Source organism: Amycolatopsis roodepoortensis (assembly GCF_024628825.1).
Classification (GTDB): domain Bacteria; phylum Actinomycetota; class Actinomycetes; order Mycobacteriales; family Pseudonocardiaceae; genus Amycolatopsis; species Amycolatopsis roodepoortensis.
This window is the reverse complement of the sequence record NZ_CP102415.1, coordinates 2,101,223-2,120,773: the sequence shown is the minus strand read 5'-3', so window position 1 is coordinate 2,120,773 and position 19,551 is coordinate 2,101,223. Positions and strand designations below refer to the sequence as shown.

Here is a 19,551-nt window from a genome sequence, read left to right as displayed (position 1 = left end):
CCGGTTTTCGGCGGGGCAAGATGGTGGTGTGAAGTCACTTCAGCGCCGTCTCTGGGAAGCGGTCGAGCCGCTGCACGCCGTCGTCTACTTCGCCCCGGAAACGGCGGCCGCGGCGAAGGCGGTCGGCCTCCCGGGGTGGTGGATGGGCTATTTCGCCGGCCGGGTCGCGCCGCTCGGGCCGCTGCCGGAACCACCGGCGACCGCGATGCTCTTCGGGTTCGCCCCGAGGATGGTCGCGCGGTCCTTGCCCGACGCGTGGAAATACGCCGAGCCGGCGGTCGTGCTGAAGAGCCGGATGGACGCCGTCGAGGAAGCCCTGAACCGGGTCCTGCCCGCCGACGCGCCTCTCGCGGACCTCGCCGACTTGCTCGAACAAGCCGTCACCGGTTGCGATTACGCGGCAAGGCCGCTAGCCGCCGCCTGGGCCTCGGTGACCAGGCCCGCCACGCCTGCCGGCCGGGTCTGGCTCGCGGCGACGGTGCTGCGCGAGCATCGCGGGGACGGTCACGTGCTGTCCGCCGTCGCCGCCGGGCTGCGCGGGCTCGACACCACGCTGACCCACATCGGCAGCGGAGCGGTGACCCGCGAGGTCATCCAGGTCAACCGCGGCTGGTCCGACGACGAGTGGGACGAGAGCGTCGCGCGGCTGTCCGAACGCGGGATCCTCGACGGCGATCTGGCGCTGGCCGGTCCGGGAATCGCGCTGCGCCAACGGATCGAGGACGAGACCGACCGCCTCGCCGCCGGCCCGCTCGAAGCACTCGGCGAGGACGGGGCCGCCGAGGCCGTGCGGCTCGCCGTCCCGCTGAGCCGCCATATCTTCGACGCCGGGGCGATCCCGCTGCCGAACCCGATGGGGGCGCCGCGGCCCTGAGGCCTCGAAACTGTCGGACCCCGGTGGGACGCTGTTCCGCATGGCGACGTGGCAGCAGTTCAGTGAAGAGGCACCCGCGCTGGCGGAGAAGATCAAGGAGCGGTTCACCGCGGCGAAGTCGCATGTGCTGGCGACGGTCCGGCGGGACGGCTCGCCCAGGGTCAGTGGCAGTGAGGTCGATTTCCGTGAGCGGGACCTGCTGATCGGTTCGATGATCGGCGCGATGAAGGCGAAGGACCTGCAACGCGACGGCAGGTTCGCGATCCACGCCGCCTCGGCGATCGACGAGGGCGGCGCGGACGCGAAGGTGTCGGGAAAGGCCGTCGAGATCACCGATCCGGCGGAGGTCGCCCGCCTGCAGGGCGACGACGGGGAGGCGCACGTCTTCCGGCTGGACCTCACCGAGGCGGTGCTGACCTGGGTGGAGGGCAACACCATCTATTTCGACTTCTGGAAGGAGGGTCAGGGAAGCAAACGGCTCGCGAGGCCGGACAACGGTCCGGTGGTCGAGGTCGGCTTGGGCTGAGCAAGGCAGGTGACGTCGACTGTTTCTTGCTCGCCGGGTCTTGCCGGCAACCTTCAACGTTGCGAAAGCCACTTTCGCAACGTTGAAGGTTGCGAAAGTGGCTTTCGCAACGTCGGCCGTGGCCGGACCCTGTGCCGCCCTGGCGATCATGTCGCGAAAGCCTCTTTCGCGACAGAACCCCCTGGCCGGAGCTGTCCGTGAAGGCCTCCTTGGGGCCCCAGAGTCCCTCAAGGAAGACCGGTGTTTGTTGATCTGCGTCTGACCTGTGCGTGGGCGGGATTCGCCCCGTTCCAGACCGGGTCGAGCGTTGTCGATGAAGGATTTGGGACGTTCACTGTCCCAAATCCTTCATCAACGAATCCAAGCGCGGACCTGACCAGACAGGAGCCGGAAGCCTGCTAAGACACCCTTGCCACTCACAAGCCCGGAAAGCGAACGTCCCCAAGTGACGCCTCGTGGGCTAAACCCGTTCGATGATCGTGCCGGTGGAAAGCGCGCCACCGGCGCACATCGTCACCAGCGCGGTGCTCGCGTCACGGCGTTCCAGTTCGTGCAACGCCGTGGTCAGCAGGCGGGCGCCGGTGCTGCCGACGGGATGCCCGAGCGCGATCGCGCCACCGTTCACGTTGACCTTGCCTTCGTCGGGCCGGTGCACCCGCAGCCACGACAACACGACCGAAGCGAACGCCTCGTTGACTTCGAAGAGGTCGAGGTCGCCGATCGCCATCCCCGCCTTGGCCAGGACGCGTTCGGTCGCCTGCACGGGGCCGTCGAGGTGGTAGTACGGCTCCGCGCCGACCAACGCCTGCGAGACGATCCGTGCTCGCGGCTTGAGGCCCAGTGCCTTGGCCCGGTCCGAGTCCATCAGCAGGAGCGCGGCCGCGCCGTCGGAGATCTGAGACGAGGTCCCGGCCGTGTGCACGCCGCCTTCGAGGACGGGCTTGAGCTTGGCGAGGCCTTCGATGGTCGTCTCGCGGAGTCCTTGGTCGCGGGACACCAGCCGTGTCTCGCCGGTCGGTGCGCCGTCCTCGCCGAGCACGGGGGCCTTCACCGCGACGACCTCGCGGTCGAAGTGCCCCGCGGCCCAGGCGGCGGCGGCCTTGGCCTGGGACTCGGTGCCGAACCGGTCGACGTCCTGCCGGGTGATCCCGCGGCGTTCCGCGATCCGCTCGGCCGCGCCGTACTGGTTGGGCATGTCGATCGACCATGACTCCGGCCGGGGCGTGCCGATGCCCTCGCCGCGGTTCGCGCCCAGCGGGACCCGGCTCATCGCTTCGACCCCGCAGGAGACACCGGCTTCGATCGCGCCGGCCGCGATGAGCCCGGCGATCAGGTGCGTCGCCTGCTGCGCCGAGCCGCACTGGGCGTCGATGGTGGTCGCGCCCGTGGTCTCGGGGAGCCCGGCGTGCAGCCACGCGGTGCGCGTGACGTTGCCCGCCTGCTCGCCGGCCTGGGTCACGGCGCCGCCGATCGCCTGCTCGACCAGCGCGGGATCCAGTCCCGCGCGTTCGAGCAGGGCGCGCTGTGCCGCGCCGAGGATCTCGGCGGCGTGCAGCCCCGCCAGGTGCCCCCTGCGCTTGCCGATGGGGGTGCGGACCGCCTCGACGATCACCGGACTACCCACGTTCGCCTCCCGGGAAACACTGTTCACTACCGAGAAAAGTAGAACACGTTCTTGATTTGGGCAAGTCGCCGCAGGGTCGGCTCGATTTTGATCACTGGTCGCGGTTCCCGCTCGTTGCCTGGGTCGCATGATCCACGGCGGCCGAGTTAACGGGTTTCACTGAAAACTCTTCACTTGGTAAACGCCGTATGCTTCAATCGGGTCTAGAACGTGTTTCATTGGCGAACCGCGTAGGAGGTAGCCCGTGGCCGCTCCCCTGATCCCCGCCGGTTTCGATTTCACCGATCCGGATCTTTACGCCACTAGACTGCCTCTGGAGGAGTTCGCCGAACTCCGCCGCACGGCACCGGTCTGGTGGAACCCCCAGCCCCACAACACCGCGGGCTTCCGCGATGACGGCTACTGGGTGGTCAGCCGGCTCGATGACGTCAAGGCGGTGTCGAGGGACAGCGAGCTGTTCTCCTCCCGGGAGAAGACCGCGATCATCCGGTTCGACGAGAACATGACCGACGACAGCCTCGAAGCCAACCGGCTCGTCCTGCTCAACATGGACGCCCCGCAGCACACGAAGCTGCGGCGGATCGTGTCGAAGGGCTTCACACCGAGGTCGATCGCGAAGCTCGAGGACACCCTGCGCGACCGCGCGGAACGGATCGTCAGCGAGGCGAAGAAGAAGGGTTCCGGGGATTTCGTCGTCGACGTCGCCTGCGAACTCCCCTTGCAGGCCATCGCCGAACTGATCGGCATCCCGCAGGAAGACCGGCTCAAGGTCTTCGACTGGTCCAACCAGATGGTCGCCTACGACGACCCCGAGTACGAGGTCGAGCCGCTGGCCGCGTCCGCGGAGATCGTCGGCTACGCCTGGAACATGGCCGAAGAACGCCGCAAATGCCCGATGGACGACATCGTCACGAAGCTGGTGCAGGCCGACGTCGACGGCGAGTCGCTGGCGTCGGACGAGTTCGGTTTCTTCGTCATCCTGCTCGCGGTCGCGGGCAACGAGACCACGCGCAACGCGATCACCCACGGGATGAAGGCGTTCCTCGATCACCCCGACCAATGGGAGCTCTACAAGAAGGAGCGGCCGAAGACCGCCCCGGACGAGATCGTCCGCTGGGCCACCCCGGTGGTCGCCTTCCAGCGCACCGCGACTCGGGACACCGAGCTCGGCGGCCAGCACATCCGCAAGGGCGACCGGGTCGGGATGTTCTACAGTTCCGCGAACTTCGATCCGGACCATTTCGACGAGCCGGAGAAGTTCGACATCCTCCGCGAGGACAACCCCCACGTCGGCTTCGGCGGCACGGGTTCGCACTACTGCATCGGCGCCAACCTCGCGCGGCTGGAGATCGACCTGATCTTCAACGCCATCGCCGACGTCATGCCGGACATCGCGGAAGTCTCCCCGCCGGACCGGCTCCGGTCGAGCTGGCTCAACGGGATCAAGCACTACCAGGTCCGTTACGCCTGAGCCGGTGCCGTGGGGCACCATGGGGCCATGGGTCCCCACGTTCAGGTCGACGTCGAAATGTCCTTCCGGGTCACGAAACCCGGCCCCGCCGCGTTCGTGATCGCGCTCGCCGGCGGGGCCGCCCAGGAGGAGTTCGCCTATCCCGCGCCGCCGCGCCAGGTGGCGTTCGAACACGGGACCCGGGCCCAGGTCGTCGACCTGCCCTCCGGGGAACACGTCGTGCGATACCGGGCCGGACGCTCGATCGATCCCGCCGACGCCGAGCCGGTCACCATGGACGACGTCATCCGCTACACCAGGCCCAGCCGGTACTGCCCCTCGGACCGGATGGGCGGGCTCGCGCTGTCCCGCTTCGGCGGCTTGCCCGGCGCGCGGGCCCAGGTGGAGGCGATCGTCCGGCACGTGGGCGGGCACCTGTCCTATGTGGTCGGTTCCGGTTCGCCGACCGACGACGCCGTCGACACCTACCTCGCCGGCGAAGGGGTGTGCCGCGACTACGCGCACGTCTGCATCTCGCTGTGCCGCGTGCTCGACATCCCCGCCCGGTTCGCCGCGGTCTACGCGCCCGGACTGTCCCCAATGGACTTCCACGCCGTGTTCGAGGCCGCGATCGACGGCCGCTGGTACGTGTTCGACGCCACCGGCCTCGCGCCGAGGCAGAGCCTGTGCCGGATCGCGACCGGCCGCGACGCCGCCGACACCGCGTTCCTCTCCACCCTCGGCTGTGAGCTGGACTTTCTCGGCAACACCGTGCTGGCGACCGCGGGCCCGTCACTGCCGGAGGACGACGGCTCGGAGCTGATCGCGCTCGCTTGATCGCGTGTTGACCACGAGCCGTGACCTCGCTGAGTGTCTGTCGGTGAACCCGCATCCGCGATCGACGTCGGCAGGGCACGGCCGGGGTCATGTCACGATGGGTGAACGGGTGCCCTGCCACCGCGATAGCGGGCCTTCGGCCGGGGCGGGTTCACGCGTTTGGCCGCTTTGAGGGTGAGTCTCCAGCTCCGCCAACAGGCTCTGAGGTAGACATTGGCGTGTGAGGGAGAAGCAAGCACCGACGAAATGGCAGCGGCTGCGTGCCCGCTACCGCTGGCTGGACCACGTGGCGCGGGCCGTGAACCGCTACGTCGAGTACGGCGGTTACCACTACGTCGCGTCGATCACCTATTTCAGCCTGTTCTCGCTGGTGCCCATTCTCATGGTCGCGGTCTCGGTGGCGGGCTTCGTGCTGGCCAGCCAGCCGCAGCTGATCGAATCGATGCTGGGCGCGCTCACCGGCACGTTGCCGGGTGCGCTCGGTGACAAGGCGGGGGAGCTGCTCACCGGGTTCGTGGAGCAGCGCACCAGCGTCGGGATCATCGGTCTGATCATCGGTTTGTACTCCGGCTGGAACTGGATGAACTCCCTCCGCGACGCGCTCACCGCGCTGTGGGGCCAGAACCGGTCGGATCTCCCGCTCCTGCGCACGATCGCCGCGGACCTGCTCGCGCTGCTCGGCCTCGCGAGCGCGCTCCTGGTGTCCTTCGCCATCACCATTTCCGGGTCCGCGCTCGGCCGGTACCTGCTGGGGCTGGCGGGGGTCGACGACACCGCCTGGGGGCACAACGTGCTGTCGGCGATCTCGATTCCCTTGGCGTTGCTGGCCAACTGGCTCGTCTTCCTCTGGGTGCTCACCCGGCTGCCGCGGAAACCGGTCGGGGTCCGCAGCGCGATGCGCGGCGCGGTCGCGCTGGCGCTGGGCTTCGAACTCCTGAAGCTGGCCGGTGGGATCTACCTGCGCCTGATCGGGAACTCGCCGACCGGGGTCGCGTTCGGCTCCATCATCGGCCTGATCTTCTTCATCTCGCTGGTGGCCCGGATGCTGGTGTTCGTGACAGCCTGGACGGCGACCGCTCGCGACGCCCCGCCGGACCCCGTGCGGCCGCCGCCGCCCGTCGTGGTCCGGCCCGTGGTGGCGGCACCGGACCGGCACGGGCTCAAGCCGGCGCTGGTGGGCGCGGTGACCGGCGTGGTCGCCACCCTGGCCGCGCAACGCCTCCGGCCGCGCCGCCGCCCCTGACCGAAGGAGAGCCCGATGTTCGGTGAACGAGCACCGTCGTTCGCCTTGTCCGAGCTCGTGGGTTCGCGGGTGGACGAGGCACGCGCGAAATGCGAGGCTGACGGCTTCAAGGTCGAGGTCGTCGATTTGGAAGGAAACGGAGCCGTGACACTGGACCTCCGGCCGAACAGGATCCGCCTGTATGCCAGGCGCGGGAAGGTCGAGGAAGCCAGAGTCGGCTGAAGGATCAGCTCGGTTTGGCCGCTCCCACCACCCACATCGAAAAGAACTGCGAACCGCCGCCGTACGCGTGCCCGAGCGCGATCCGCGCGCCGTCGACCTGGTAGTCCCCGGCCCGGCCCATCACCTGTTTGGCGGCTTCGGAGAACCGGAGCATCCCGGACGCCCCGATCGGGTTCGACGACAGCACGCCACCCGACGGGTTGACCGGCAGGCGCCCGCCGAGCGCGGTCTCGCCGGCTTCGGTGAGCTTCCAGCCCTGCCCTTCGTCGGTGAAGCCCAGGTTCTCCAGCCACATCGGCTCGAACCACGAGAACGGCACGTAGATCTCGGCGGCGTCCACTTCGGACAGTGGGTCGGTGATGCCCGCGTCCCGCCACAACGCCGCGGCGGCGTCCCGTCCGGCCTGCGGGTTCACCTGGTCGCGTCCGGCGAACGTGGTCGGCTCGGTGCGCATCGCGGTCGCGTGGATCCAAGCCGCGCCACCGGGAACCGCGTCGCCTGCCGCTTCGTCACCGATCACCATCGCGCAGGCACCGTCCGATGACGGGCACGTCTCGTCGTAGCGGATCGGGTCCCACAGCATCTGCGACGCCTGCACCGACTCCACCGTGATGTCGGACTGCCGCAGATGCGCGTACGGATTCAGCGCGCCGTTGCGGCGGTCCTTGGCCGCGACGATCGCGCCGACGTGGCCGGGCGCGCCGGATCGCCGGATGTACGAGCGCACGTGCGGCGCGAAATAGCCGCCCGCCCCGGCGCCCACCGGCATCTGGAACGGCGGCAGGATCGACAGGCCCCACATGGCGTTCGACTCGGACTGCTTCTCGAAGGCCACGGTCAGCACCCGCTTGTGCACGCCGGCCTGCACGAGCGACGCCGCCACGAGCGCGGTCGAGCCGCCGACCGAGCCGGCGGTGTGCACGCGCAGCAACGGTTTCCCGGTCGCGCCGAGCGCGTCGGCGAGGAACAGTTCGGGCATCATCACGCCCTCGAACAGATCCGGCGCCTTGCCGAGGACGACGGCGTCGATGTCGTCCCAGCCGGTCTGGGCGTCGAGCATCGCGCGGTCGATGGCCTCCCGGAGCAGGCCGGGCATGGACACGTCGGTGCGTTTGGCCTTGTGGTGGGTCTGGCCCGTTCCCAGTACGGCCGCGAGGTGCTTCACGAGAGGACCTCCAAGGTGGCGACCAGGTTCTGCTGGAGGACGGGGCCGCTGGTCGCGTGGGCGAGGGTCTTGCGCGCGCTGCCGTCGAGGATGCGGTTCGCGGCCTCGCCGATCCGCGCGAGCCCCGCCGAGAACATCGGATTGCCGGTCAGGACGCCGCCGGAGGGGTTGATCCGCACCTGGTCGCCGAGGCCCAGCGCGTCGCGCAGGATCAGTTCCTGATGCGTGAACGGCGCGTGCAGTTCCGCGATCTCGACGCCGTCGAGGTCGAGCGCCCGCCCGGCGGCCGCCGTCGAAGGCGACTTGGTGAGGTCCCGGACGCCGAGCGCGGGGGAGTCGACGCGGTGCTCGATCCCGGTGATCACCGCCGGGCTGTCGACGAGGTCCGCCGCCCGCTCGGCCGACGCGAGCACGAGCACGGCGGCGCCGTCGGTGATGGGGGCGATGTCGTGGGCCCGCAAGGGATCCGCGAAGTAGGGGGTGTCGAGGAGTTCGGCGACCTCGACCGTTCCGGAGAGCTGCGCGGCCGGATTCCCGGCGGCGTCCGCACGGCTGCGCGCGGCGACCTCGGCGAGATCCTTTTCCGACCAGAGCCCGGATTCGAGCCCCAGCCGGGCCTGGATCCCGGCGACGCTCACCGAATCCGGCCAGAGCGGCGCGACGACGTACGGGTCCATTTGCAAGGCCAGCACCCGCCGCAGCTGCCCGGCGGAGGACTTGCCGAACCCGTAGACCAGCGCGGTCTCGACCTCGCCCATCCGGATCTTCAGCCACGCCTCGTACAACGCCCACGCGGCGTCCATCTCGACATGCGACTCGTGGATCGGCGGGAAGGCGCCGATGGCATCGACGGCCGCGATGAACGAGAACGCGCGGCCGGCGAGGTAGTCCGAGGAGCCGGAGCACCAGAACCCGATGTCCTCTTTGGACAGACCGGTGCGCTCGAAGACCTCGGCGAAGATCGGCACCAGCATTTCCACGCCGTTGGTGGTGCCCGGGGTACTGCGGACGTTGGGGGCCTGCGCGAAGCCCACGACTGCTACATCTGGCACGGTGGTCCTCACAGATGGTGGGCGAAGGATTCGTACGGTGCGTCGGGCTCGCCGGTCGGCTCGAAGTGGCCGATGTTCTCCAGCGAAGTCCACCATTCGTCCCGTGGCTTCCACACGGCCCGGACCCGCATGCCCATCCGGACGTCGGCGGCGTCGCAGCCGAGGACCAGGTGCAGGAACGCGATGTCCGCGCCGTCGAGCAGGATGTACGCGGCCACGTACGGCGGTTTGATCTTCTGGCCGAGGAACGGCACGTTCACGATGCAGAACGTCGTGACGATGCCGGTGTCGGGCAGTTCGACCTCGTCGGTGGTCGGGACGCCGTCGGTCGGACAGGCGCCGCGCGGCGGGATGTAGACCTTTTCGCAGGACGGGCAGCGCTGGCCGATCAGCTTTCCCTCGGCGAGCCCGCGCAGGTACCGGCTCTCCTCCGGCGACGCGGAATGCTGATAGCGCAGGTGGATCGGCGTGATCACGACGCTGACCGGCGCACCCTCCTCCCGTTTCGCGACCGGGGGAGGCGCCTCGGTGGTTTCGGTGTCGGGCCCGTCGGCGGGAACGAAGTAAGCGATGTCGCGGATGTGCCCGACGGTCTCGTCCGCCCAGCGGATCCGGACCCGTTGTCCGGTGTGGACATTCGAGGGGGAACCGGCGTCGACGGCGTGCAGCATCGGGGTGTCGGCGCCGTCGAGCCGGATCAGCGCCCACGCGAACGGCCGCGACAACGGCTGGCCGTCGACGGGTTCGGCGATCCAGGACCAGGAGACGATCTCGCCCTCGGACGCCACCGGTACGAAGTCGGACAGCGCTTCGGCGGTCACGGGATCGTATTCCAGCGGTGGCACGTGGACGCGGCCGTCGCTGCCCCGGACGCCTTCGACTCGGCGCTCGCGCAGGGCGTCGACGAACCGGCCGAGTACCGGGCCGACCGAACGCGTGTAGTCGAAGCCCACGTTGAGCGGGGCCGACAGCGGGAGTTCAGGTGCGCTCACATCCTGAGTGAAACACGTTCTCGATTTTCCGGCAAGACTGCCCATCTGGGCCTTGCTGACGGTTGCTCTTGAGTGGAACGCGTTCTAGATTTGCGAGTATGTCGACTGCCACCGGGACACTTGGGGTCTGGAACATCGCCGCACAGGAGCCGGAGCGGGTCGCACTCGTCGATCCGGACGGCCGCTCGATCGGCTACGGAGAGCTCGCCGCGAAAGCGAACGCGTACGCGCGGGGGCTGCAAGCCCTCGGGCTCGAAGCCGGTGACGTGGTCGTCGTCCTGCAACCCAACGGCGACGAGCTCGTCGCGGCCTATTTCGCCGCCATCCAGTCCGGCCTGTACATCGTGGTGGTCAACTGGCATCTGGTCGGCCCGGAGGTCGCCTACATCCTGTCCGACAGTGGTGCCAAGGCCTTCCTCGCGCACGAACGCTTCGCCGACGTCGCGATCGCCGCCGCGGACGAGGCCGGGATCCCGGAACGCGCGCGGTTCGCCGTCGGCGACGTCGAAGGCTTCCGCCGGATCGAAGAGCTCGGCTCCGGCGAGGGCGACGGCCGTCCGGAGCGGCGTACGGCGGGCTCGCCGATGCTCTACACGTCCGGCACCACGGGGCGGCCCAAAGGCGTCCGGCGGCCGCTGACCGGCGCCGACCCCGATTCCGTGCCGGCCGCGTCGACGTGGTTCTTCGGGATCTTCGGGCTGGCGCCGCACGACGGCCACGTGCATCTGTGCGGGTCGCCGCTCTATCACACGGCGGTGCTGAACTTCGTCGCGATCTCCCTGCAGCTGGGGCATACCGCGGTGCTGATGGACCGCTGGGACGCCGAGGACATGCTGCGGCTGATCGAGCGGCACCGCGTCACGCACAGCCATATGGTCCCGACGCAGTTCCGCCGTCTGCTCGCGTTGCCGGACGACGTCCGCGCGGCCTACGACCTGAGTTCGCTGCGCGTGATGATCCACGGTGCCGCGCCGTGCCCGCTGGAGGTCAAACGCCGGATGCTCGACTGGTGGGGCCCGGTCGTCACCGAGTACTACGCGGCCACCGAGGGCGGCGGGACGGCGATCTCGGGGGAGGAGTGGCTCAGGAAACCCGGTTCGGTCGGGCTGCCGTGGCCGGGTTCGACGATCAAGATCCTCGACGAAGAGGGCACGGAACTGCCCGCCGGCGAGACCGGCACGGTGTACATGAAGATGGGCGACTCGAAGTTCGAGTACCACAAGGACCGGGCCAAGACCGACAAGGCGCGGGTCGGGGACCTGTTCACCCTCGGCGACGTCGGGCACCTCGACGAGGACGGTTATCTCTTCCTGCACGACCGCAAGGCGGACCTGATCATCTCGGGCGGGGTCAACATCTACCCGGCGGAGATCGAGGGCGAACTGGTGATGCACCCGAAGATCGCCGACGTCGCGGTGTTCGGTGTCCCCCACGAGGACTGGGGCGAGGCGATCAAGGCCGTCGTCGAGCCCGCGGACGGCGTCGAGCCCTCCGAGGAGCTGACCGCGGAGATCCTCGAGTACGCGGCGTCGCGGCTGGCGAAGTTCAAGCTCCCGCGTTCCGTCGACTACTTGCCCGAACTCCCGCGCGACCCGAACGGGAAGCTCTACAAGCGGAAGCTCCGCGACCCCTACTGGGAAGGCCACCGCGTCCCCTGACGCATTTAGTCCTCTGGATGCGGTAGTTCACTCCACGAACTACCGCATCCAGAGGACGAAACGCGGGGGGTCAGCGGCCCCGGAAGACGGGCTTGCGCTTTTCGGCGAAGGCGCGGGGACCTTCCTTCGCGTCTTCGCTCGCGAAGACCTCGATGCCGTACTGGGCATCGAGCTTGAACGCCTCTTCCTCGTGCATGCCCTCGGTGTCCCGCATGGTCTTGAGGATCGCGCGGACCGCGAGCGGGCCGTTCGCGGAGATGAGACTCGCGAGTTCGAGCGCCTTGTCCAGCGCTTGCCCGTCCGGGACGACGTGGCCGATCAGTCCGATCTCCAGTGCCTCGGCCGCCTTGATGTGCCGTCCGGTCAGCAGGAGGTCGGCGGCGACGGTGTACGGGATCTGGCGGGGGAGCCGGACGGCCGAACCGCCCATCGGGAACAGACTCCACCGGGCCTCGGACACCCCGAATTTCGCGCTCTCGCCCGCGACCCTGATGTCCGTACCCTGCAGGATTTCCGTCCCGCCGGCGATCGCGGCGCCTTCGACGGCCGCGATCAACGGCTTCGTCAGCCGCCGTCCCTTGAGCAGGCCCTCGATCCTGCTGGGGTCGAACGTGCCCTTCTCGAACGAGTCGGACGGTGAGTTCTTCGACATCGACTTCAGATCTGCGCCCGCGCAGAACGCGCCGCCCGCGCCGGTGAGCACGCAGCACCGGATGTCGTCGTCCGCGTCGACCCGGTTCCATGCCTCGACCATGATCCCGAGCATCTCGCCGCTGAGCGCGTTGCGGGCCTCCGGCCGGTTCATCGTGACGACGAGGGTGTGTTCGATCTTTTCCACCAGCGCGTGCGGTTCGCTCACCTGAACCTCCCATAGAGCGGCCATTGCCCAGAACGATAACATGTTCTACTTTGAGGAAGTGGCACTCAACATCGCGGATCTACTCGAGCACGCCGTCGACGCCGTGCCGGAGCGCATCGCGGTCGTCTGCGGCGATCGGCGGGTCACCTTCGCCGAACTGGAAGAGCGCGCCAACCGGCTGGCGCACCATCTCGCCGCACACGGCGTGGGACCCGGATCCCACATCGGTGTCTATTCCCGGAACTCGATCGAGGCCCTGGAATCGATGATCGCCGCGTACAAGCTGCGCGCGATCGCGGTCAACGTCAACTACCGCTACGTCCACGGCGAACTGCGGTACCTGTTCGACAACGCCGACCTCGTGGCACTGGTCCACGAGCGCCAGTATTCGGACAAGGTCGCCGCCGTCCTGCCGGAAACGCCGAAACTGAAACACGTTGTCGTTGTCGACGACGGAAGCGACGGCGACTACTCGTCCTACGGCGGCGTGGACTACGAAGCCGCGCTCGCCGAAGGCTCGCCCGAGCGGGACTTCGCCGAGCGCAGCGCCGACGACATCTACATCCTCTACACCGGCGGCACCACCGGGTACCCGAAGGGCGTCCTGTGGCGCCATGAGGACATCTGGCGCGCGCTCGGCGGCGGGATCAACTTCGTCACCGGCGAGTACGTCCCGGACGAATGGACACTCGCCGAACAGGGCAAGTCGGGCAGCCTGGTCCGGCTCCCGGCGGCGCCGCTGATCCACGGCGCCGCGCAGTGGGCCGCGTTCGGCGCGCTGTTCACCGGCAGCCCGGTCGTGTTCGTCCCGCGGTTCGACGCGCACGAAGTCTGGAAAGCCGTGCAGGACAACAAGGTCCAGGTGCTCACCATCGTCGGCGACGCGATGGCGCGGCCGCTGATCGACGCCTACCGCGAGGGCGACTACGACGCGTCGTCGATCGTGGCGGTGTCGAGTCACGCCGCCCTCTTCTCCCAATCGGTGAAGCAGGAATTCCTGTCGTTGCTCCCGCACGTGGTGATCACCGACGCGATCGGTTCGTCCGAAAGCGGGTTCACCGGGATCGGCATGGTCAGCAAGGACAGCGATCATTCCGCCGGTCCCCGGGTCAACTTCGGCAAGGACGCGATCCTGGTGGACGACGACGGCGCGCTAGTCGAGCCGAAACCGGGCGCGATCGGCCTGATCGCCCGGCGCGGGCACGTCCCGCTCGGGTACTACAAGGATCCCGCGAAGACCGAGAAGATCTTCGTCGAGGTCGACGGCAAGCGGTACGTCGTCCCGGGTGACTACGCGCGCTACGAAGAAGACCTCACGGTGACTCTGCTAGGCCGGGGGTCACAGTGTGTGAACACCGGCGGCGAGAAGGTGTACCCGGAGGAGGTCGAGGGCGCGCTCAAATCGCATCCGGACGTCTTCGACGCGCTCGTCATCGGCATCCCCGACGACCGGCTCGGCCAGCGGGTGGCCGCGGTGATCCAGCCGCGTGCCGGCAAGGAGCTCGACGTCGCCGCGCTCGAAGCACACGTGCGGACCGAGATCGCCGGGTACAAGGTGCCGCGCAGTCTCTGGCTCGCCGAGGAGATCGGGCGGTCGCCCAGCGGGAAACCGGACTACCCGTGGGCGCAGCGGTACGCCGCCGAACACGAGCCCATCACGATTCAACCGGCGTGAGCAGCCTGTCGGCGGAGCTGAAGAGTCACCTGGAAAGCGACCAAACGCGTGAACCCGCCCGGCCGCAGGCCCCGCTATCGCGGTGGCAGGACGCCCTCTCCGCATTGGTGAGGCCGAAGACGGTCGGCGTCCTGCCGACGTCGATCGCGGACGCGGGTTCACCAACCGGCACGTAAGGAGTTTCATGCGGACGTCTCTGTGCGACCGGCTCGGGATCGACCTGCCGATCGTCGGGTTCACCCCCTCCGAGCACGTCGCGGCGGCGATCAGCCGGGCGGGTGGTCTCGGCGTGCTGGGCTGCGTGCGGTTCAACGACGCCGCCGAACTCGACGCCGTCCTGTCCTGGATGGACGAGAACACCGGCGGAAAGCCCTACGGCGTCGACATCGTGATGCCCGCCAAGATCCCGGCTGAAGGGACGTCGATCGATCTCGCGAAACACATCCCGCAGGGGCATCGCGACTTCGTGGAGCGGACACTGCGCGACCTCGCGGTGCCGCCGCTACCGGACGACACCGACGAACGCGCGGGAGTGCTGGGCTGGCTGCATTCGGTCGCCCGGTCGCATGTCGAGGTCGCGCTGAAACACCCCATCCGGTTGATCGCCAACGCCTTGGGATCACCGCCGGTTGACGTCATCGAGCAGTGTCACGCGAAGGGCGTGCCGGTCGCGGCCTTGGCCGGCAAGGCCGAACACGCCGTGCGGCACGTCGACAACGGCGTCGACATCGTTGTGGCGCAAGGCTACGAGGCGGGCGGGCACACCGGCGAGATCGCGTCGATGGTCCTGCTGCCCGAAGTGGTGGACGCCGTCGGTGACCGCGTGCCGGTGCTCGCCGCCGGCGGGATCGGCTCGGGCAGGCAGGTCGCGGCGGCGCTCGCGCTCGGCGCGTCCGGGGTGTGGATGGGTTCCTTCTGGCTCGCCACCGAGGAGTACCTCCAGACCATGGGGGAGTCGGAGGCGATGCAGCGCGCGCTGGTCGCGGCGGGTTCGTCCGACACCGTCCGGACGCGGATCTACACCGGCAAACCGGCGCGGCTGCTCAAGACGCGGTGGACCGAGGCGTGGGCCGCGCCCGACGCGCCCGAACCGCTGCCGATGCCGCTGCAGAACCTGTTGGTCTCCCATGCGCACAACCGGATCCATCACGCGGCGGACCCGAGCGTGGTCTCGATGCCGGTGGGGCAGATCGTCGGGCGGATGGACCGGGTGCGCCCAGTCGCCGACGTGATCGCGGAACTCGTGTCAGGGTATGAAGAGACACTGTCGCGTTTGGACAAGACCCGCTGAAGTTGGCCTTCACCACTACGCAGGTGAGGCTGAGCCACAGCGGCCGAGCCCGTGTCGCGAAAGCCACTTTCGGGACATCAGGCGTCCCGAAAGTGGCTTTCGCGACACAGTGGCAGGCCCAGGAAAACGAGAAGGCCCCCTCCACCACACCGTTGTGGTGAAGGGGACCTTCAGGGCATGCCGTGCGGTGGGACTTAGAGACCGGCGGCCGCGTTCTTGATCGCGGTCGCGAAGGTGCTCACCTCGGTGTAGACGCCGGGAGCGTGCGCCCGCGCGCACCCCTCGCCCCAGCTGGTGATGCCGACCTGGATCCAGGCGCCGGCGCTGTCGCGACGGAACATCGGGCCGCCCGAGTCACCCTGGCAGGTGTCGACGCCGCCGGAGTTGATGTTGCCCGCGCAGATCTCGGCGCTGTCGATCAGGTCGGCGTAGCTGCCGCCCTGGGCCTTGCAGGTCGAGTCGGAGACGAAGGGCACGTTGGCCTTGAGCAGGTAGCGCTGCTGCGCCCCGCCCTCGGTCGCGGCGCCCCAGCCGGCGACGGTGAACGTGCCGCTGTTGTTGGCCGTGGTGGTGGCGATCGGCAGGGTCGGGATGCCGCTGACCGGGCTGGCGAGCTTGATCAGGGCCCAGTCACCGCCGGTGGAGGTGGGGTAGGTCGGCGACCGGTACACGTAGGTCGACTTGACCTTCTTGGCCGCCGTGCTCTGCAGGTCCACGACGCCGAGGGTGGCGGTGATCCCCGTGTTGGCCCCGGTCCGCGACACGCAGTGCGCGGCCGTCAGCACGATCTGCGGGGTGTAGAGCGCACCACCGCAGCCCATGGAAAGCCTTACCATCCAAGGAAATTCGCCCTGTGCGGCGCGCGTGCCACCGACCACGTCGGTCGACGGCGGCTCGGCGGCCGCGGCTTGCGGAGCCGTGGCGAGACCCGCCAGGGTTCCGGCCGCCGCGACGGCGATCAGGGTCTTTTTGAGCAGGCTGAACCGACGCTTGATGTCCAAGGGTTCATTCCTTCCGGCTGTCCACAGTGGAGGCAGGGAGACTGACTGCGGCCAACTGACTACAGCAGGTGGGCATACGCCGGGACAACCAACTTTCTTCGGATCTTTCGGCCGATGGTGGTGATTAACGGACGTCCGGCCCCGGTCGCCGACGAATGGCGTAGACCGGAGCGCCCAACGCCGTTACTCCTGGACGGGCGGGCGCCGGAACCGCCGGAAGGCTGAACGGCCGCCGAAGGTGCCCTTTTCGGCCACGAGTGTGAGCGTGGCATGAACACTTCGTTCGGGTCAGTACAGGCATGGGGGAACGGGCCTAGGATCTGGATCGTGAAAGCGCGTTCGCCAAGACTACATCCACCCGCCGACGGGCCGGTCCGGGACGGAATTCCCGAGCACGGCCGCATTCCCCGCTATTACGCGGTCAAAGTCGATCTGCTCGAGGTGATCTCCGAATTAGGGCAAGGAGCGGTACTTCCCACCGAAAGGGAACTGTCCGAACGATTCGAGGTTTCCCGCGCGACGGTGCGCCAGGCCGTCGGTGAACTCGTGCTCGAAGGGCGGCTGAGCAGGCGGCAGGGGAGCGGCACGTACGTCGCGGGGCCCAAGCTCGTCCAGCCGCTCGCTTTGGTGAGTTACACCGAAGGACTCAGGAGGCAGGGCATTCAGCCGGGCCGGAATCTGATCTCTTTGGAACGCCGGGAAGCGGGTCCGTCGCTGGCTTCGGAACTGGAAATCGATCCCGAAGACGACGTCATCCACATCGAACGGGTGCTGCTCGCCGACGACGAGCGGGTCGGGCTGGAATCGACCTATCTCACCGCCGCGCGATTCCCGACGCTGATGGATGTGTTCGATCCCACACAGTCGCTCTACGCCTGTTTGCGGGAACGGCTCGGGGTCGTCTTCGACGGTGCCGAGGAGCGGGTCGAGACCGTACTCGCCACGCCACGGGAGGCGTTGCTGATCGGGACGAACCCGGCGCTGCCGATGCTGCTGATGCACCGGACGTCGTGGGGGCCCGACGGTGTCCCGTTCGAGCGCGTCCGCTCGCTGTTCCGCGGCGACCGGCTCTCCTTCGAGACCCGACTGGGCCGAGTGGAGTAGCCGCCGCCCGCATTCGGTCCTCTGAACGCGGTATTTGTACTTTCAACGACCGCATCGAGAGGACGAAACGCGGCGTAATGTAACGCGAAGATAACAGGTCTGGTCCACATTTCGGTGGCACTTCACCTGCGGTTAGGGCGGGGGTCACGGAGCGTTGGTGCGCGCAGGCGAGCGTCTGCGGTGTGCGAATCCTCATCATCGGCGGCGGAGTGCTCGGCACTCAGCACGCCTGGCAGGCCGTCGAACGCGGCCACGACGTCGTCCAGATCGAACGGGAACCCGAGGCCAGGGGTGCGTCGGTGCGCAACTTCGGCCTGGTCTGGGTCGGTGGCCGCGCCAGTGGCCCCGAACTGGAGACGGCCGCCCGGGCGCGAGTGCTGTGGGAGCGCATCGGCGAACGCGTCGAAGGGATCGGCTTCCGGCCGAACGGCTCACTCACCGTCGTCCGCACGGACGCCGAACTCGCCGTCGCCGAGGCCGCGGCCGCGAGCACGGAGGACCGCGGCTTCAAGCTGCTCGACGCCGCCGAGGTCCGCGAGCTGAACCCGGCCTTGCGCGGCGACTACCTCGGCGCGCTCTGGTGCGACCGCGACGCCGCCGTCGAGCCGCGCGTCGCCCAGCCCGCCCTGCGCGCCGAACTGGCGAAATCCGGCCGCTACACCTGGGTGCCCGGCTGCGAGATCCGCGACCTGACCGAGCGCGGCGTCGTCGACGACACGGGTGAGACCCACGAGGGCGACGTCGTGGTGCTGTGCACCGGCGCCTGGACCGGTGGACTGGTCAAGGAGCTCGCCGGAGCGACCCCGGTCCGCCGCGTGCGGCTGCAGATGGCCCAGACCGAGCCGCTCGGGGAAACCCTCACCACCACCGTCGCCGACGCGGACAGCTTCCGCTACTACCCGGCGTACCGCGGCGACGCGCTCGACGGCCTCAACGCCGGGCAGCCGCAGGGTGACATCGCCGCGGCCCACAAGATGCAGCTGCTCATGGTCCAGCGTCTCGACGGCTCGCTGACCATCGGCGACACCCACGAATACGACGAGCCGTTCTCGTTCGACACCACCGAAGACCCGTACGACCATCTGGCCGAGGTCGCCGGCGCGCTGCTCGGGCGGCCGCTCCCGCGCATCGCCCGCCGCTGGGCCGGGGTCTACGCCCAGACCACCGACCCCACCCGGATCGTGCACCGCGCCCGCGTCGCGGACAACGCGTGGCTCGTCACCGGACCGGGTGGCCGGGGGATGACCTGTTCCCCCGCCATCGCCGAAGACACCGCAGAGGAGCTCTCCTGGTGAACACCGAACTCGTCGTCCTGGACATGGCAGGCACCACCGTCGCCGACGACGGCCTGGTGATCCGCGCCTTCACCGCCGCGATCGCCGCCGCCGGAGTGTCCGAAGAGGACAGCCGTTTCCCCGGAATGCTCGACTACGTCGTCGAAACGATGGGGCAGTCCAAGATCGTCGTCTTCCGCGCCCTGCTCGACGGAGACGAGGAACGCGCCCAGCGCGCGAACACCGCCTTCCAGGACGCCTACGAGAAACTCGTCGCCGACGGCCACTGCGAGCCGATCCCCGGTGCCGAGCAGACGATCCAGGAACTGCGCGCCCAAGGCATGAAGGTCGCGCTCACCACCGGCTTCGCCCCCGCCACGCAGAACGCGATCCTGGACGCGCTGGGCTGGCACGGCCTCGCCGACGCCGTGCTGGCGCCGGGCGAGGGAGTGCGCGGCCGCCCGTACCCCGACCTCGTCCTCGCCGCCGCCCTGCGGCTCGAAATCACCGACGTCCGCGGGATCGCCGTCGCCGGTGACACCGCTTCGGACGTCCAGACCGGGCTGCGGTCCGGCGCCTCGATCGTCGCCGGCGTGCTCACCGGATCGGCGAAGAAGCCGGAGTTCGAAGCCGCCGGCGCCACCCACGTCCTCGAATCCGTCCGCGACCTCCCCGCCCTGCTGTCCCCCAAGGAGCTTTGACGA

The 19,551-nt window shown here is 68.8% G+C and carries 18 protein-coding genes; 12 read left to right on the top strand and 6 right to left on the bottom strand.

Translation table 11 applies throughout. The features are described 5' to 3' along the window. Positions 1 to 28 precede the first annotated feature (28 nt). Positions 29 to 874, top strand: coding sequence for an SCO6745 family protein (locus tag NQK81_RS09725; RefSeq protein WP_257487931.1), 846 nt, complete (start codon positions 29 to 31; stop codon positions 872 to 874). 40 nt (positions 875 to 914) lie between these two features. Next, positions 915 to 1,400 carry a pyridoxamine 5'-phosphate oxidase family protein gene (locus NQK81_RS09720; RefSeq protein ID WP_125675362.1) on the top strand — a complete coding sequence of 162 codons (486 nt, stop codon included), beginning with the start codon at positions 915 to 917 and terminating at the stop codon, positions 1,398 to 1,400. A gap of 460 nt (positions 1,401 to 1,860) precedes the next feature. On the opposite strand, the gene NQK81_RS09715 is transcribed toward NQK81_RS09720, so the two are convergent. Continuing rightward, the gene (locus tag NQK81_RS09715; protein ID WP_257487930.1) at positions 1,861 to 3,024 is read right to left on the bottom strand and encodes a steroid 3-ketoacyl-CoA thiolase; all 1,164 of its coding nucleotides are present in this window, start codon (positions 3,022 to 3,024) and stop codon (positions 1,861 to 1,863) included. A gap of 244 nt (positions 3,025 to 3,268) precedes the next feature. On the opposite strand from NQK81_RS09715, the gene NQK81_RS09710 reads away from it, so the two are divergent. The 4 genes from NQK81_RS09710 (at position 3,269) to NQK81_RS09695 (ending at position 6,776) form a co-directional block, all read left to right on the top strand. Continuing rightward, positions 3,269 to 4,495 carry a cytochrome P450 gene (locus tag NQK81_RS09710; RefSeq protein WP_257487929.1) on the top strand — a complete coding sequence of 409 codons (1,227 nt, stop codon included), beginning with the start codon at positions 3,269 to 3,271 and terminating at the stop codon, positions 4,493 to 4,495. Positions 4,496 to 4,522: 27 nt separating this feature from the next. Beyond that, on the top strand, positions 4,523 to 5,311 hold the full coding sequence (locus tag NQK81_RS09705) for a transglutaminase-like domain-containing protein (RefSeq protein WP_257487928.1): 789 nt from the start codon (positions 4,523 to 4,525) through the stop codon (positions 5,309 to 5,311). Between the two features lie 220 nt (positions 5,312 to 5,531). Beyond that, a complete protein-coding gene (locus tag NQK81_RS09700) occupies positions 5,532 to 6,554 on the top strand; it encodes a YhjD/YihY/BrkB family envelope integrity protein (protein ID WP_257487927.1) in 1,023 nt (340 codons plus the stop codon). Between the two features lie 15 nt (positions 6,555 to 6,569). Continuing rightward, positions 6,570 to 6,776 carry a hypothetical protein gene (locus NQK81_RS09695; protein WP_257487926.1) on the top strand — a complete coding sequence of 69 codons (207 nt, stop codon included), beginning with the start codon at positions 6,570 to 6,572 and terminating at the stop codon, positions 6,774 to 6,776. A 4-nt stretch (positions 6,777 to 6,780) separates the two neighbouring features. On the opposite strand, the gene NQK81_RS09690 is transcribed toward NQK81_RS09695, so the two are convergent. From NQK81_RS09690 to NQK81_RS09680, 3 genes are read right to left on the bottom strand one after another with little or no spacing between them, the layout of a single operon-like run. Further along, positions 6,781 to 7,941, bottom strand: coding sequence for a thiolase family protein (locus NQK81_RS09690; RefSeq protein WP_257487925.1), 1,161 nt, complete (start codon positions 7,939 to 7,941; stop codon positions 6,781 to 6,783). After that, on the bottom strand, positions 7,938 to 8,993 hold the full coding sequence (locus NQK81_RS09685; RefSeq protein WP_257487924.1) for a thiolase family protein: 1,056 nt from the start codon (positions 8,991 to 8,993) through the stop codon (positions 7,938 to 7,940). Before NQK81_RS09685 ends, NQK81_RS09690 begins: the two co-directional genes overlap by 4 nt. A gap of 8 nt (positions 8,994 to 9,001) precedes the next feature. Then, positions 9,002 to 10,030, bottom strand: a complete 1,029-nt coding sequence (locus NQK81_RS09680) for a Zn-ribbon domain-containing OB-fold protein (RefSeq protein WP_371878861.1) — start codon at positions 10,028 to 10,030, stop codon at positions 9,002 to 9,004. A gap of 53 nt (positions 10,031 to 10,083) precedes the next feature. Between NQK81_RS09680 and NQK81_RS09675 the strand changes: the two genes are divergently transcribed. Further along, complete coding sequence (locus NQK81_RS09675; RefSeq protein WP_257487922.1) at positions 10,084 to 11,643, top strand: acyl-CoA synthetase; 1,560 nt, start codon at positions 10,084 to 10,086, stop codon at positions 11,641 to 11,643. Between the two features lie 70 nt (positions 11,644 to 11,713). Here the strand turns inward: NQK81_RS09675 and NQK81_RS09670 are convergent, their stop codons facing one another. Next, a complete protein-coding gene (locus NQK81_RS09670; protein ID WP_257487921.1) occupies positions 11,714 to 12,502 on the bottom strand; it encodes a crotonase/enoyl-CoA hydratase family protein in 789 nt (262 codons plus the stop codon). 58 nt (positions 12,503 to 12,560) lie between these two features. Between NQK81_RS09670 and NQK81_RS09665 the strand changes: the two genes are divergently transcribed. Together NQK81_RS09665 and NQK81_RS09660 are read left to right on the top strand one after the other, a co-directional pair. Further along, positions 12,561 to 14,177, top strand: a complete 1,617-nt coding sequence (locus NQK81_RS09665; protein ID WP_185927005.1) for an acyl-CoA synthetase — start codon at positions 12,561 to 12,563, stop codon at positions 14,175 to 14,177. A gap of 184 nt (positions 14,178 to 14,361) precedes the next feature. After that, positions 14,362 to 15,468 carry an NAD(P)H-dependent flavin oxidoreductase gene (locus NQK81_RS09660; protein ID WP_125675340.1) on the top strand — a complete coding sequence of 369 codons (1,107 nt, stop codon included), beginning with the start codon at positions 14,362 to 14,364 and terminating at the stop codon, positions 15,466 to 15,468. A gap of 194 nt (positions 15,469 to 15,662) precedes the next feature. Here NQK81_RS09660 and NQK81_RS09655 read toward each other — a convergent pair whose 3' ends face one another. After that, a complete protein-coding gene (locus tag NQK81_RS09655; protein WP_257487920.1) occupies positions 15,663 to 16,469 on the bottom strand; it encodes a S1 family peptidase in 807 nt (268 codons plus the stop codon). Between the two features lie 327 nt (positions 16,470 to 16,796). Between NQK81_RS09655 and NQK81_RS09650 the strand changes: the two genes are divergently transcribed. The 3 genes from NQK81_RS09650 to NQK81_RS09640 all read left to right on the top strand — a co-directional run bounded on the left by NQK81_RS09650 (position 16,797) and on the right by NQK81_RS09640 (position 19,548). Then, positions 16,797 to 17,573: a GntR family transcriptional regulator gene (locus NQK81_RS09650; RefSeq protein ID WP_126731455.1), complete on the top strand. Its 777-nt coding sequence runs from the start codon at positions 16,797 to 16,799 to the stop codon at positions 17,571 to 17,573. A 182-nt stretch (positions 17,574 to 17,755) separates the two neighbouring features. Then, on the top strand, positions 17,756 to 18,868 hold the full coding sequence (locus tag NQK81_RS09645) for a TIGR03364 family FAD-dependent oxidoreductase (protein WP_257487919.1): 1,113 nt from the start codon (positions 17,756 to 17,758) through the stop codon (positions 18,866 to 18,868). Continuing rightward, on the top strand, positions 18,862 to 19,548 hold the full coding sequence (locus tag NQK81_RS09640; protein WP_257489727.1) for a phosphonatase-like hydrolase: 687 nt from the start codon (positions 18,862 to 18,864) through the stop codon (positions 19,546 to 19,548). The genes NQK81_RS09645 and NQK81_RS09640 overlap by 7 nt, the downstream gene beginning before the upstream one ends. The last annotated feature ends 3 nt before the right edge of the window (positions 19,549 to 19,551 follow it).

Coding starts and splice junctions, on each gene's coding strand:
- NQK81_RS09720 (WP_125675362.1), top strand. CDS start 915: ATGGCGACGTGGCAGCAGTTCAGTGAAGAGGCACCCGCGCTGGCGGAG.
- NQK81_RS09705 (WP_257487928.1), top strand. CDS start 4,523: ATGGGTCCCCACGTTCAGGTCGACGTCGAAATGTCCTTCCGGGTCACG.
- NQK81_RS09695 (WP_257487926.1), top strand. CDS start 6,570: ATGTTCGGTGAACGAGCACCGTCGTTCGCCTTGTCCGAGCTCGTGGGT.
- NQK81_RS09680 (WP_371878861.1), bottom strand. CDS start 10,030: ATGGGCAGTCTTGCCGGAAAATCGAGAACGTGTTTCACTCAGGATGTG.
- NQK81_RS09675 (WP_257487922.1), top strand. CDS start 10,084: ATGTCGACTGCCACCGGGACACTTGGGGTCTGGAACATCGCCGCACAG.
- NQK81_RS09660 (WP_125675340.1), top strand. CDS start 14,362: ATGCGGACGTCTCTGTGCGACCGGCTCGGGATCGACCTGCCGATCGTC.